The sequence below is a fragment of the Pseudomonas sp. NPDC090203 genome (assembly GCF_044746765.1).
Lineage (GTDB): Bacteria > Pseudomonadota > Gammaproteobacteria > Pseudomonadales > Pseudomonadaceae > Aquipseudomonas > Aquipseudomonas putida_AD.
The window spans coordinates 77203-90761 of the sequence record NZ_JBIVCV010000019.1 but is presented as its reverse complement, the minus strand read 5'-3'; the positions used below and the strand labels follow the sequence as shown (position 1 = coordinate 90761).

Here is a 13559-nt window from a genome sequence, read left to right as displayed (position 1 = left end):
AGCAGCGCCGCGATTCGCGATTTTGCCCATTTCCTACCGTACGAGATGACCGCCATGATCCGTTTTTACTTCCACCCCACACCCAATCCCGCCAAGGTCGCGCTCTTTCTTGAAGAGTCGGGCCTGGCCTACGAACTGGTGCCGGTGGATACCAGCAAAGGCGAACAGCACCTGCCCGAGTTTCGCGCCATCAACCCCAACGGCAAGGTGCCGGCCATCGTCGACACCGACGGCCCCGGCGGCAAGGACGTGCGGGTGTTCGACTCCACGGCGATCCTCCTGTACCTGGGCGAAAAAACCGGCCAGTTCATGGGCGCTGCTGAAGACAAACCCGAGCTGCTCTCATGGCTGTTCTTCATCGCCTCGGGTCTTGGGCCGTTCTCGGGTCAAGCGGTGCATTTCCAGTACGCAGCCCCCGAAGGCAACGACTACGCCGTGAACCGCTATCGCCGTGAAATCGAGCGCCATTACGAGGTGCTGGACAAGCATCTGGCAGGCCGCGACTACATCGTCGGCAACCAGTACACCCTCGCCGACATCAGCGCATGGGGCTGGCTGATCCGCGCCCCGCGCGTAATGAAAGGCGCCGAGGATGCGCTGGCAGACTTCCCGAATCTTGCCCGCTGGTTCCACGCCATCAACGCCCGCCCGGCTGTGGCCAGGGCGAACAAGGTCGGGAGCGAGGTGGCGTTCAAGAAGGACATGGATGAACAGGCGAAGCGGGCGTTGTTTCCGTCGAATTATCCGAAGGGCTAACGCATACGCGCAGGAGCCGGACGCGCATAAGCAAGGCATGAAGCCATGCAGAGCAAGTCCCAAGCGTGTAAAACGTAGCTCCTGCCAACCGACCCGATGCGTTCATGACTGCCTTTTACCTCAAGCTCCTCATCACACCACTGCTGATGCTCTCGATTTCACTGGCCGCCAAGCGCTGGGGCACCCGGATTGGCGGGTTGCTTTCCGGGCTGCCGGTGACGTCGGCGTCGGTGATGTTGTTTCTGAGCCTTGAACAAGGCCCGGGCTTCGCCGAGAAGGCGGTGCCTGGGGCGCTGGCGGGAGTGGCGGCGATTCAGGCGACTTACCTGTTTTACTTCCTGGTGACGCGCAGGCTTTCAGTGCTGCCCGGGTGCGTGGCGGCATTGGTTTTCTATGCCGCTGTCGCATTTCTGATGAGCTGCATCGGATGGCAGGCGGTGTCGATTGTGGTCGCGCTGTGTCTGGTTGCGGCAATCGTCCGGGCCACCGCTAAAGGCAGCGAGCCTGCGCCTGGGCGTTATGTCTCGCTGCCGCGCTGGATCATCCCGATGCGCATGCTGACCGCGACCCTTCTGCTGCTGGCCATTACCGCTGGCGCCCAGTGGTTCGGGCCGGTGGTCAGTGGCTTTCTGGCGCCGATCCCGGTGATCGCCTGGCCGCTTGCGGTCTTCGCTCACGTTCATGGCGGACGCTATGAACTGGCGGCCATCGTGCGCGGGAATGCCATCGGCGGTGTTGGCGTGATCGGGTTTTATCTCGCGCTTCAGGGCCTGGTGATGCAATGGGGCATCTTCGTCACGGTAGCTGTCGCGGTTGCGTTGGCGGTCGTGGTGACTGCCGGTCTGGCGGGGCTGCTGAAGGATTGATAGAGCGTCGCTCAGACCCGCTCTTCTGCTTCGGCCACCTGGGTCGCGATGCCTTCCAGGTACTGGGATTTCAGGTCATCGGTCAATGGGCCGAGGATGGGGTTCTTCTTGAAAGCGCCCATCAGGCGATCGATTACCGCATCGACCGTCACCTTGGCCGCCTCGACGCTGGCGGGGATTCGCGGGTCGAACTCTATCCGTTCCATCTCCAGATCGAGCCGTTTCAGGACCGGTTCGGCATCCTGAATCTGGTTACGAAGCACGTCGAGCGCTGATCCCATCATGTATCTCCCTATGTGATGTTCGATCCGAAACCTGTGCCCACACGCTTTGCGGCGGCTTACCAGGAAGTCAGGAATACCGTCCTAGAGCCTCGCGTGGCGATTTCAGGCGGCGCGACTATACCGCTGAAATGTTGAATTGCTGTAGTGAAAAAGTTTACATCTGGTTACCAGCAGCCTCTTCTGCGATACGCAGGCAATAAAAAACCCGCCGAAGCGGGTTCTTTTCTATCAAGGCCATCCAACGTCCTGTCGGTAGCGTTCCTGGCAGTGGCAGATCATCCGTGATCTCCGAGGTGCTTCCTGCTCCCCGGTTGATGGATCCAATTTATGACTTTGCCCTCGTTGTGTAAACGGCCAGTTTGATGAAGTGCGTGTAAGCCTTTTCTTACACGTTTGCGCCGGGGTTGCGAGGTCGTGCTTCTACGTCAGATTCCAACCTGTAGGAGCGCGCTTGCCCGCGACTGGATCTGTCAGGCGACGGAGATGTGTAGGACGAACCAACGTTGTCGCGGGCAAGCGCGCTCCTACAATGGCGCGGTGGGCGCAGGTGATGTTTGTGGAATGCCTGTAGGAGCGCGCTTGCCCGCGACTGGTCGTTTCAGGCGATGGAGATGTGTTGGATGTAACGACGTCGTCGCGGGCGAGCGCGCTCCTACAGTGGCGGCTCAGAGGTCTCTGGAAACTACGCAAAAAGGGCGAGCATCATGCCCGCCCTTGTCATTGAGGGAGTTACTTCTTGGCAGCCGTCAGCGCCGAGTAGCTGTTCATCAGGTTGCGATAGTTGGGAATACGCTGGGACAGCAGGTTGCCCAGGCCTTCGATGTCGTTGCGCCAGTCGCGGTGCAGCTCGCAGGCCACGGCGAACCAGTTCATCAACTGCGCACCGGCCGCCGACATGCGATTCCATGCCGCCTGCTGCACGCCTTCGTTGAAGGTGCCGGAAGCGTCGGTCACGACGAACACATCAAAACCTTCGGCCAGGGCGCTCAGGGTTGGGAAGGTCACGCAGACGTCGGTCACCACGCCGGCAATGATCAGCTGCTTGCGGCCAGTGGCCTTGATCGCCTTGACGAAATCTTCGTTGTCCCAGGCGTTGATCTGGCCAGGGCGGGCGATGTACGGCGCGTCGGGGAACATCTCTTTCAGCTCCGGCACCAGCGGACCGTTCGGACCCTGTTCGAAGCTGGTGGTGAGGATGGTCGGCAGGTCGAAGAACTTGCCGCAGTCGGCCAGGGCCAGCACGTTGTTCTTGAATTCGTTGGGCGAGAAATCCTGAACCAGGGAGATCAGGCCAGTCTGATGGTCAACCAGCAGCAGTACGGCGTCGTTCTTGTCCAGGCGCTTGTAAGTAGTCATGTGTGCATTCCTTTTGAGTCGAGAGAGTTGTGAACCGAAAGTGGCGCCGCGGCGTGTCTGTGTGTTCAGTCGCTGCGGCATGGGATGAACTTTAGGGGTGATTCGATTCGCTAACAATCCGGCAAAAAAGAGACTCACTGATTCAAAATCAGGGACAGTAAGACAGACAGTGCCTCAATCTCCGCAAATTCCCGAACATGAACGATGGTAATGAGAATCTTTCTATGTATCATGCGCGACACTTTTCTTGGTATACCATCGTCTGAGAGTTCCTAGATGCGCTACGCGTTGACCTCGCTGTGCCTGCTTAACGTATTTTCCCCGGCCGTATGGGCAGAAGGTTCGAATGAACTGGCACTGCCCGCAATCGACATCCAGGCCAGCAGCCAGGGCGCAGCGAGTGAACGCGAGGCGTACCGTGCCACGCACACGTCCAGCGCCACGCGCACCGATACCGACATCCACGAAGTGCCGCAGTCGGTTTCCGTCATCACCAACAAGGTGCTGGAGGACAGCAACGTCACTCGCCTGCAGGATGCGCTGGATTACGGCGGCGGCATCGGCCGGGCCAACAACTTCGGCGGCCAGGGGCTGACCACCTACACCGTGCGCGGCTTCACCACCGGCGAGTTCTATCGCAACGGCTTCCCGGTCAACCGTGGCTATCCCAACGCGCCGGACGCCAACACCATCGATCACGTCGACATCCTGCGTGGCCCGGCGGCCACCATGTACGGCCGCAGCGATCCGGGCGGCACCTTCAACGTGGTCACCCAGCAGCCCGAGGCCGAGCAGAAAACCTCCATCGGCGGGCAGATGGACGACCAGGGCATGTACCGTGGCACCCTGGACACCACCGGCGCGCTCAATGATTCCAAGACCCTGACCTACCGTCTGAATTTGTTGGGCGAGGGCGGCGATTCGTTTCGCGATCACGTCGAAACCGAGCGTTACGACCTGGCGCCTGTGATCGAGTGGCAGGCCACCGACGACACGCGCATCACCTTCGAGGGTGACTACATGCGCAACAACCATCCGCTCGACCGTGGCAATACCCATTACGGCAGCCAGATCGGCGTCGGCAACCGCGACACCTACGTGTGGGAAAAAGGCTCGGACAACCTGCTGCACAACGACAACAACGTCAGCCAGTTGCGTTTCGAGCACCTGCTCAACGACAACTGGAAGTTGAGCGGCGGCGTGCAGTGGCTCGATGGCCAGCTCAAGGGCAACGCGGTGGAGGCCAACGGTATCCAGGCGGACGGCCGCACCCTGGGGCGCAATTTCAACTGGCGCAAACTGGAATGGAATGACCAGGATTTCCAGCTGAACCTGTCCGGCACCTTCAACACCGGCAGCATCGAACACACCCTGCTGACCGGCCTTGAGTATGAGGAATACGACTACAAGTCGATCATCATGCGTTCCAGCGGAGCGTTGACGGCGTATCCGATCGACATCTTCAATCCGGTACTGGGCCAGGCGCGTCCGGCGCTGACCCGCACAACCACCCATGACCACGAAAAGCTCAAGAGTACGGCAGCCTTCGTGCAGGATCAGATGCGCCTGACCGAGCGGTTGAAGTTGCTGGTTGGCGCCCGGATCGAGCGTGACGAGCACGACTACGACAACAAGCTGCCCAACTCCGTGGACTGGAACAAGAGCGAGAGCGCGGTCACGCCACGTTACGGCCTGGTCTACGACCTGACGCCGGATGTTGCGCTTTATGGCAGCTACTCGGAGTCATTCAAGCCCAACACCGGCGCATCGCGTGAAGGTGGCGGTTTCGATGCAGAAGAGGGTAAATCTTACGAACTGGGCGTGAAGTGGAAGACGCTGGAAGATCAACTCACCGTCGATGCGGCCATCTTCCACACCATCAAGGACAACGTGCTGACCCTCGATCCGGTCGATTCCAACTACAGCGTGGCGGCCGGGCGCGTGCGCAGCCGAGGTTTCGACCTGAACGTGGCGGGCAACATCACCCCGCAGTGGCGCGTGCTGGGCGGCTATTCCTACGTCGATGCCGAAGTGGCCAAGGACAACTCGCTGCAAACCGGCACTCGCCTGGCGAACATCCCGCGCAGCAGTTACAACCTGCTGAACGTGTATGAGTTCCACGAAGGCACACTCAACGGCCTGGGGCTGGGCTTGGGTGTGCGCCATGTGGCAGACCGTGCGGGCCAGACCGCCAACTCGACCTACAACATGGCGAGCTACACCGTGGCCGACGTGCTCAGCTTCTACCAGATCACGCCGAAGCTGCGGGTGAACCTGGACCTGAAGAACGTCTTCAACGAAGACTACGAAGAAGGTGCGTTCAACCTGTACGCCTATCCGGGCGCGCCGCGCACGGTTCAGACTGGCTTCACCTACACGTTCTAAAAAGCGTCATCAAAGGTCCAGCACCAGATCGGATGTCGGGCGGCTGCAACAGAGCAGACGCAAGCCTTTGTCGATCTCGCGCTGGCGAATCCCTCCGTTGTGCTGCATATCGACTTCGCCCTGCAGCACGGCGGTCTTGCAGGTGCCGCATACGCCCTGGCTGCAGGAGGAGGGGACTACGGCCCCGGCTTTTTTCGCCGCGGCCAGCAGGGTCTGGCTGGGGCTGACGCTGAAGGTCTTGCCGGATTTGGCGAGGGTCACGGTGAAGCTCGTTTCGCTCGGTGCGCTGGTTGGCGCCACCGGTGGAGCCGTTTCCGCAGCCAGCGCGTTGATGTCGAAACTTTCCTGGTGGTAGTGCGCCAGGTTGAAGCCCGCTTTCTCCAGCACGCCACGGGTTGCGCTCATGTAGCCCTGGGGGCCGCAGGTGAAGACTTCCCGCTCCAGAAAGTCGGGCACCTGTGCGCGGAGCAGCGCCAGATCCAGGCGGCCAGTCGGACCCTGCCAGTCGGCTTCGTCACCTTTCGCCTCACAGACTGCCAGCACCCGGAAGCGGGATTGCTGGGCCTGCATCTGCGCCAGTTCATCACGGAAAATGATGTCGGCGGGCGAGCGGGCGCTGTGGACAAACACGATGTCCAGATTGGCGGCCAGATCGTACGCTGCCCGTGCCATGGCCATCAGCGGGGTAATGCCCGAACCTGCCGAGAGATACAGCAGCTTGCCGGTGGGCAGCCCGACTGGCGTGAATCTGCCTGCCGGTCCTGACGCGGCCAGTGTGCTGCCCGGATGCAGGTTGTCGTGCAGCCAGTTGGAGACCTCGCCGCCCGGCACCCGCTTGACCGTGATGCAGAAGTTGAAAGGCCGGGTCGGCGAGGACGACAGCGTGTAGCAGCGCGAAACGATCTTGCCGTCGATCTGCGGCGAGATCGTGATGAACTGCCCCGGTTCGAAGGCCAGCGCGGTGAAGTCGGCACAGCGAAAGACGAAGGTTTTGACGTCGTGGGTTTCGTTGCGCACGGCGCAGCATTCGATGCGCCGGGTTTCCCCACTGGGCCATTCGGCGCCATGGGTGGCCCAGGTGGTTTCGTCGGCGAAGCGCACGTCCGGGATATTCTGCAAAGTAGTCATGGTCAATCCCTCACACGCCGTGGGCGGCCAGGCGCGCGGCGTACCAGCGCGAGAACTGGTCGACATAGGACTCGGTGAACGCCGAGAACGGCCCCGGTGCATAGGCCGGGTCCTGCGTGCCACTGTGGGTGATGGCGACCAGATTGGCGTCCTGCTGGTTGGTGGCGTTCCACACTTCGGTGAGGGTCTGGCGGTCATAATCGACACCCTCGACCGCCTCCTGATGCACCAGCCAGCGGCTGCGCACCAGAGTCTTGTCGGCGGACAGCGGGATGATCCAGGAGATCACCGCGTGGTCGCTCATGACGTGGGTCCAGGAGTTGTGCGTCCACAGGTGCATGTCGCCCAGATCGCGGCGCGTCACCTCGCCCAGCAGGCGGGTGCAGGCCACCTGAGTATTGAGGGTTTGCGACTCGCCGTTGCCGGCGATCACCAGGCGTTGTGTGCGAAACTGCGTGATCGAGGCTTCGTCCAGGTACTCGACGGCGTCACAGATGAAGCCGTCTGCTTCCCAGCTCGCCTTGGCGGCGGCGTTGCGGGCGTAGTAATCGTCCAGCGCGACGAGGGATTCTTCGCTCAGACCGTCGGTGCAGAAGCCGAAGTCTTCCGGCAGGAACGAGGCGGTCAGTTCCGGGTGGGTGCCCGCACAGTGGTAGCACTCGCGGTTGTTCTCGATGACCAGCTTCCAGTTGCCGTTCTCGATGATCTCGGATTCGTGGGCGATCTTGGCCCTGCTCAAATCGAACGGTGCGAAGCGCGGGGTCATGGTGTCTTCGAGGTAACCGATGTCTTCTGGCGGCTCGCTGGACAGGCAGACGAACACGTGGGCACCCACCACCCTGGTGTGCACCGGGTGCAGGCTCTTGCAGGTGCGGTCGAAGTCCTTGCCCATGTGCGCGGCGTGCTTGAGGCTGCCGTCCAGGTCGTAGGTCCACTGGTGGTAAGGGCAGACCAGCATCCCCACCGTGGACTTGCCGGCCTCCTTCAGGCGCGCGCCGCGATGGCGGCAGACGTTGCGAAAGGCCTGGACGTTTTCGTCATCGTCGCGCACGAGGAGGATCGACGCCTTGCCCAAGTCCACCGTGTAGACATCACCCGGTTCTGGAATGTCGGCGGTGACGCCGACCAGAATCCAGTGCTTGTTGAAGAACACGTCAACGTCGGTGGTGAAGACGTCGTCGCGACCGAACAATTCGCCGGGCATGCCGTGGCCGGGCATGCGTTCGACGAGCAGTTGGCGATGGCTCTTCACGGGGGATACGATCATGTTGCACCTCGGGTCATCAGGCTTGTTTTGCTTCGATCCAGTATCGAAATGCCCCGAAGAACGGTCAACGCGCTTTATTCTCACCCTCGTATGAGCGCAGGTTATGCGAATTCCCGCGTGCCATCCTGACGCAGCCATTGAGTCAGGATCTGCACGAACCCTGAGCTGCTTCGACCTGTGGGAACCACCACGTAATAGGCGTCCTTGGGCTTGACCACCAGCGGGGTGACCCGCACCAGCTCCCCCGATTCCAGCAGGTGATGCACCAGCCGGCCCCAGCCCAGCGCGATGCCGTGACCCTGCATTGCGGCCTGAACCGCGTCGCTGTAATGGCTGCAACGCAGCTGATAGGTCAGGCGCGGCGGCGCGTCTCCCAGCGCACGGAACCAGCTGTTCCAGGTGATCCAGCCTTCGAGGGTGGCGTCGGAATCGATCAGCGGCGCGTGGTGCAGATCCTGCTCGGTGTGCGGCGCAGGATGGCTGGCGAGCCAGGCCGGGGAGCACACCGGGAAGACCTCTTCATCGAACAGCAGCGTCGAGGTGCCATCGTCCCAGCGGCCTGTGCCGAAGCGCACTGCGAGGTCGACGTCATGGTGCTGCGTGGACACCAGCCGCAGGTGCAGGTCCGGTTGCGCCTGGCGCAGCGCCGTGAGCCGGGGGAGGATGCGCAGTTGCGAAAATGCCGAGGTGCTGGCGAGCACCAGTTCCTGCTCGGTGGTGCCTTCGGCGATCTTGTCGAACGTCCCGGCGATGCGCTGCATGGACTCGGCGACCACGGCATACAGCGCGTAGCCCTCGGTGGTGAGCTTGATCGAGCGGTGCAGGCGATGAAAAAGCCGCGCATTGAGGGTGTCTTCCAAGAGCTTCACCTGCTTGCTCACCGCCGCCTGGGTGACGCCCAGTTCCTGCGCCGCGAGGGTGAAGCTGCTCAGGCGCGCCACGGCTTCGAATTCCAGCAGCGCGGTCATGGAGGGAATCAGGCGCCGGTAGCCCTTGATGCGTCGCGGTCCGGGTGGTTGCAAGCTGGGGATGCTCATGGTCGGCCTCGGCTGTTTTTATAGTCTTTCGGAATAGCGTCCACTCAATGTACGCAGGTGTACATTAAATGATCGATCCAGTACAGTGCTTTTATATTGATGTGTGGGAAAGCGGTCATGGCGAGAATCAAGGCACAGGACGCGGGCTGGCGCGGCTCGGCGGAGGGCTGGCTTCAAGCGGCTTATGAAGCGCTGAAAGAGGCGGGCATCGATGCCGTTAGGGTGATGCCGCTGGCCAAGCGCCTGAACCTGTCGCGTACCAGTTTCTACTGGTTCTTCGAAGACCGCGAGCAGTTGCTCGCTGCGCTGATCGCGCGCTGGCGGGACAAGAACACCGGCAGCCTGCTGCGCCAGAGCGAGAGCTATGCCGAAAGCATCAGCGAGGCTGCGCTGAACGTCTTTGAGTGCTGGCTCAACCCCGAGATGTTCGACTCGCAATTCGAGTTTGCGGTGCGCAGTTGGGCGTTGCAGTCGCCGGAAGTCAGCCAGGAAGTGGCCGCTGCCGACCAGGCGCGCCTGGCCGGATTGGCCGCGATGTTTCGCAGGTTCGGTGCCGAACCCGAGGTGGCAGATGCCCGGGCGCGGACGCTGTACCTGACGCAGATCGGCTACATCACCATGAACACCCGTGAAGAGGCGGTAGAGCGTTTCCAGCGCATTCCGCACTACGTGACCATCTTTACCGGCAAGGCGCCCAAGCGCCGCGAGCTTGACCGTTTCTACGGCAAGTTCGGCTATGCGCAGACCGATCCCGGTGTGTTTGTTCCGCTGGCCGATACCTTTGAGGAGGCTGTGAGTGAGTGACGCTGTGCTGGGCATCATCGGCGGCACCGGCTGGCTGGGCGACGGGATTGCCAAGGCTGCGCTGGCGAGCGGGTTGTTATCGGCGGATCACCTGGTGCTGTCTAACCGGTCCGGCGAGGGTGAGCTGGCCGGGCGTGGGGTGCGCATCACCACCGACAATTGCGAGCTGGTTCAGATGAGCTCGATGATCATGCTCTCGGTCCGGCCCGAGCAGTTTGACGGTTTGAAGCTGGACGCGGCTGGCAAGTGCGTGATTTCGCTGATGGCTGGCGTCCCTGCGCCGCGCATCAAGGCGGCAACCGGTGCCAGCGTTGTGGTGCGCGCGATGCCCAATGCGGCGGTGGAGATTCGACGGTCTTTCACGCCTTGGTTCGAGGACGGTGAGCTGTCGGTGGCCGACAAGATGTTCGTGCAGCGGTTGTTCGAAAGCGTGGGCGATGCGGCCGAAGTGCCGTTGGAAGATCATATCGATTACCTGAGCGCGCTGTCGGGCACTGGGCCTGCGTACCCGGCCTTGCTGGCGCAGGCGTTGACCCAGGGTGCAATGGCTCAAGGCATACCCGAATCAATCGCCCGCCGCGCAGCCTTGGGTGTGGTGGTCGGCAGCGCACCGTTGCTGGCCGAGCGTTCCGCTGAGCAGTTGATCGAAGCCCTGATGGCGTATCGCGGGGTTACCGCAGCCGGGTTGCAGGCGCTCACCGATGGCGGCTTCGATGGCCTGATAGGCAGCGCGATCCAGGCCGGCGCCACGGTCGCCCGAAAAGGAATGTAGCCCCTTCCCACAGAGTTCTGGGGTGTACACGGTCATGCTTCTGCCCGAAGGGCGTAGCAGCACGGCTTGCCGGCGGGCTGGCGCGAAGCGGCAGTAAACCCTGAGTACGCGGTTTGCCTGACACCACTGCGGTGCCTGATTTTACTGGCGCTGCGCACCAGCCCGCCGGCAAGCCGTGCTGCTACGGGGCACGGTTGTATGGGCAATCCTTTGTGGGAGCGTGCTTGCCCGCGAATGCGGTGGGGCAGCCACCACCGAGGCATCAGGCCCGACGCCTTCGCGGGCGAGCCCGCTCCCACAGGGTTCTGGGGTGTACACGGTCACGCTTCTGCCCGAAGGGCGTAGCAGCACGGCTTGCCGGCGGGCTGGCGCGAAGCGGCAGTAAACCCTGAGCACGCGGTTTGCCTGACACCACCGCGGCGCCTGATTTTACTGGCGCTGCGCACCAGAACGCCGGCAAGCCGGCAAGCCGTGCTGCTACGGGTGCAAGACTGGCAAGCCGGACTGCTACGGGGTGCGGTTGTATGGGCAATCTCTGTGGGAGCACACGGTCACGCTTCTGCCCGAAGGGCGTAGCAGCGCGGCTTGCCGGCGGGCTGGCGCGAGGCGGCAGTAAACCCTGAGCACGCGGTTTGCCTGCCACCACCGCAGCGTTGATTTTACTGGCGCTGCGCACCAGAACGCCGGCAAGCCGGACTGCTACGGGTGCAACGCCGGCAAGCCGTGCTGCTACGGGGCAGCGTCGGCAGGGCGGGTGACGTTTTCAGAGATCCTTCACCAACCGCAGTGCGTCGTAGATCGCGGCGTGGGTGTTGCGTGCCGCGACGGCGTCGCCGAGCCGGAAGAGCTGGAAGCGCCCATCGGGGTTGGTCACGATGTTTTGCGCGTTGCCGGCGATCAGGTCGTGCTGCTCCACGGCCCCATCGTTGAGCGAGTGAGGGCGCAGGTCGAAATACAGATCGTCCAGCGGAAGGGTGCCGTGGTTGACGATCACCTGATCAACGACCCGATGTTTGTTCACCGGCCCATAATCACTGCCCAGATGCGCAACCAGTTTGCCGTCCTGGCGCTCAACCCGATCAACCCGGTAGGTCACGGTGAAGGTCACGTCCAGGTCCTGCAGCGCCCGCATGTACGGCACGAGGTTCATCGCCATCACTTCCGGCGAGAACGAACGGTCCGGGGTGATGACTTCAAGCGTCGCGCCGCTTTTGGCGATCAATTCCGCAGCCTGAAGCGCGGCATGGTCGCCCGCATCATCGAAAATCAGCACGTTCTTGCCGGGCTTCACGTCGCCGGAAATCACGTCCCAGGCCGACACCACCAGCTCGTTGCCGCTGCTCAGCACTTCTGTGTCAGGCAGGCCGCCGGTGGCGACGATCACCACGTCCGGCTCTTCGGCCAGCACGGTGTCGGCCTCGGCCCATGTATTGAAATTGAATTTGACCCCCAGGCGTTCGCACTGGGTCATGCGCCAGTCGATGATGCTGATCATCTCCCGACGACGTTCCGACAGCGCCGTCAGGCGAATCTGCCCGCCCGGCTGATCCGCCGCTTCGAATACCGTCACCTGATGCCCGCGTTCACCCGCGACCCGCGCCGCCTCAAGCCCGGCGGGCCCTGTGCCGATCACCACCACCTTGCGCGGTTTCGCCGCCTTGGGGATCTCATGGGGCATGGTGGTTTCACGCCCGGTGGACGGGTTGTGGATGCAATACGCCGCGCCGCCCTGATAGATGCGGTCCAGGCAGTAGTTGGCGCCGACACAGGGGCGGATGTCTTCTTCGCGTTTCTCGATGATCTTGCGCACGATGTGCGGATCGGTCATGTGCGCGCGGGTCATGCCGATCATGTCGACCTTGCCCGAGGCGATGGCGTGGCGCGCGGTGGCCACGTCCGGAATCTTCGCTGCATGGAAAGTGGGGAAGCCGGTGGATGCACGAATTTCGCCGGCGAAATCCAGGTGCGCCGCGTTACGCATGCCCTGAATCGGAATCACGTCGGTCAGGCCTGCGTCGGTGTCGATGTGCCCGCGCACCACGTTGAGGAAATCGACCAGGCCGCTGTCCTTGAGCATGTGGGAAATCTTTATGCCTTCTTCAGCGTTGAAGCCGCCCGCCAGGTCCTCATCGCCGGTGTAGCGGACGCCCAGCAAAAAGTCCTCACCGCAACGCTTGCGAATGCCGCTCAGGATATCGAAGGTGAAGCGCATGCGGTTTTCCAGCGAGCCGCCGTACGGGCCGTCCAGATCGTTGGTCAACGGCGACCAGAACTGATCCATCAGATGCCCGTACGCCTGCAGCTCCAGGCCATCCAGGCCTGCGGCCTTCATGCGTTCCGCGGCATCGACATAGTCCTTGATGATGCGGTCGATGTCCCAGTCTTCCAGCTTCTTCGGGAACGAGCGGTGCGAGGCTTCGCGACGGTGCGAAGGCGAAACGACCGGCAACCAGTCGGCCTTGTCCCAGCGCGTGCGACGGCCCAGGTGGGTCAACTGGATCATCACCGCCGCGCCGTGTTCGTGGCACTCGTCGGTCAGGTCCTTCATCCACTTCACCACCTCATCCTTGTACGCCAGCACGTTGTTGAACACCGGCGGACTGTCCCGCGACACCGCGGCCGAACCTGCGGTCATGGTCAGCGCCACACCGGCCTTGGCGCGCTCCACGTGGTAGGCGCGATAAAGGTCCTTGGGCATGCCGTCCACCGGATACGCCGGTTCGTGGGAGGTGGTGATGATGCGATTGCGCAGGGTCAGGTGCTTGATCTGGTAGGGCTGCAGAAGCGGATCGGTGGACATTATCGGTGCTCTCTTGGAGGAACATCAGGCTCGGTCTGGCATAACATTAGGATCGAATGTTCACAGGTGTCAATCTCTAAAACACAGGTGTACATTTTGCTTGC

General features: G+C 62.2%; 11 protein-coding genes. 5 read left to right on the top strand and 6 right to left on the bottom strand.

All coding sequences use genetic code 11. The annotated features are described in order from the left end of the window. Window positions 1-54: 54 nt before the first annotated feature. On the top strand, window positions 55-756 hold the full coding sequence (locus tag ACIPO9_RS25750) for a glutathione S-transferase family protein (protein WP_274132750.1): 702 nt from the start codon (window positions 55-57) through the stop codon (window positions 754-756). A gap of 104 nt (window positions 757-860) precedes the next feature. Next, the gene (locus tag ACIPO9_RS25745) at window positions 861-1622 is read left to right on the top strand and encodes a hypothetical protein (RefSeq protein WP_274132748.1); all 762 of its coding nucleotides are present in this window, start codon (window positions 861-863) and stop codon (window positions 1620-1622) included. Between the two features lie 11 nt (window positions 1623-1633). Here the strand turns inward: ACIPO9_RS25745 and ACIPO9_RS25740 are convergent, their stop codons facing one another. Beyond that, on the bottom strand, window positions 1634-1903 hold the full coding sequence (locus ACIPO9_RS25740) for a hypothetical protein (protein WP_400784188.1): 270 nt from the start codon (window positions 1901-1903) through the stop codon (window positions 1634-1636). A 732-nt stretch (window positions 1904-2635) separates the two neighbouring features. Further along, on the bottom strand, window positions 2636-3262 hold the full coding sequence (gene ycaC / locus ACIPO9_RS25735) for an isochorismate family cysteine hydrolase YcaC (RefSeq protein ID WP_274132746.1): 627 nt from the start codon (window positions 3260-3262) through the stop codon (window positions 2636-2638). Window positions 3263-3538: 276 nt separating this feature from the next. Between ycaC and ACIPO9_RS25730 the strand changes: the two genes are divergently transcribed. Beyond that, complete coding sequence (locus tag ACIPO9_RS25730) at window positions 3539-5647, top strand: TonB-dependent siderophore receptor (protein ID WP_400784187.1); 2109 nt, start codon at window positions 3539-3541, stop codon at window positions 5645-5647. Between the two features lie 9 nt (window positions 5648-5656). On the opposite strand, the gene ACIPO9_RS25725 is transcribed toward ACIPO9_RS25730, so the two are convergent. From ACIPO9_RS25725 to ACIPO9_RS25715, 3 genes are all read right to left on the bottom strand, one after another. Further along, window positions 5657-6775 carry an FAD-binding oxidoreductase gene (locus ACIPO9_RS25725; RefSeq protein ID WP_400784185.1) on the bottom strand — a complete coding sequence of 373 codons (1119 nt, stop codon included), beginning with the start codon at window positions 6773-6775 and terminating at the stop codon, window positions 5657-5659. 10 nt (window positions 6776-6785) lie between these two features. Then, window positions 6786-8042: an SRPBCC family protein gene (locus tag ACIPO9_RS25720; RefSeq protein WP_400784183.1), complete on the bottom strand. Its 1257-nt coding sequence runs from the start codon at window positions 8040-8042 to the stop codon at window positions 6786-6788. A gap of 101 nt (window positions 8043-8143) precedes the next feature. Further along, window positions 8144-9079 carry a LysR substrate-binding domain-containing protein gene (locus ACIPO9_RS25715; protein WP_400784182.1) on the bottom strand — a complete coding sequence of 312 codons (936 nt, stop codon included), beginning with the start codon at window positions 9077-9079 and terminating at the stop codon, window positions 8144-8146. Window positions 9080-9196: 117 nt separating this feature from the next. On the opposite strand from ACIPO9_RS25715, the gene ACIPO9_RS25710 reads away from it, so the two are divergent. After that, window positions 9197-9883 carry a TetR/AcrR family transcriptional regulator gene (locus ACIPO9_RS25710; protein ID WP_400784181.1) on the top strand — a complete coding sequence of 229 codons (687 nt, stop codon included), beginning with the start codon at window positions 9197-9199 and terminating at the stop codon, window positions 9881-9883. Then, a complete protein-coding gene (locus tag ACIPO9_RS25705) occupies window positions 9876-10655 on the top strand; it encodes a pyrroline-5-carboxylate reductase family protein (protein ID WP_400784179.1) in 780 nt (259 codons plus the stop codon). The genes ACIPO9_RS25710 and ACIPO9_RS25705 overlap by 8 nt, the downstream gene beginning before the upstream one ends. Window positions 10656-11418: 763 nt before the next feature. Here the strand turns inward: ACIPO9_RS25705 and ACIPO9_RS25700 are convergent. Next, window positions 11419-13455 (bottom strand): FAD-dependent oxidoreductase, encoded by a 2037-nt coding sequence (locus tag ACIPO9_RS25700; RefSeq protein ID WP_400784178.1) that lies wholly within the window; start codon window positions 13453-13455, stop codon window positions 11419-11421. Window positions 13456-13559: the final 104 nt, after the last annotated feature.

Bases quoted from the DNA above. Each gene is read 5' to 3' on its own strand.
- ACIPO9_RS25720 (WP_400784183.1), bottom strand. From the start codon at position 8,042: ATGATCGTATCCCCCGTGAAGAGCCATCGCCAACTGCTCGTCGAACGC.
- ACIPO9_RS25745 (WP_274132748.1), top strand. From the start codon at position 861: ATGACTGCCTTTTACCTCAAGCTCCTCATCACACCACTGCTGATGCTC.
- ACIPO9_RS25725 (WP_400784185.1), bottom strand. From the start codon at position 6,775: ATGACTACTTTGCAGAATATCCCGGACGTGCGCTTCGCCGACGAAACC.
- ACIPO9_RS25740 (WP_400784188.1), bottom strand. From the start codon at position 1,903: ATGGGATCAGCGCTCGACGTGCTTCGTAACCAGATTCAGGATGCCGAA.
- ACIPO9_RS25715 (WP_400784182.1), bottom strand. From the start codon at position 9,079: ATGAGCATCCCCAGCTTGCAACCACCCGGACCGCGACGCATCAAGGGC.
- ACIPO9_RS25750 (WP_274132750.1), top strand. From the start codon at position 55: ATGATCCGTTTTTACTTCCACCCCACACCCAATCCCGCCAAGGTCGCG.
- ACIPO9_RS25700 (WP_400784178.1), bottom strand. From the start codon at position 13,455: ATGTCCACCGATCCGCTTCTGCAGCCCTACCAGATCAAGCACCTGACC.
- ACIPO9_RS25710 (WP_400784181.1), top strand. From the start codon at position 9,197: ATGGCGAGAATCAAGGCACAGGACGCGGGCTGGCGCGGCTCGGCGGAG.
- ACIPO9_RS25730 (WP_400784187.1), top strand. From the start codon at position 3,539: ATGCGCTACGCGTTGACCTCGCTGTGCCTGCTTAACGTATTTTCCCCG.
- ycaC (WP_274132746.1), bottom strand. From the start codon at position 3,262: ATGACTACTTACAAGCGCCTGGACAAGAACGACGCCGTACTGCTGCTG.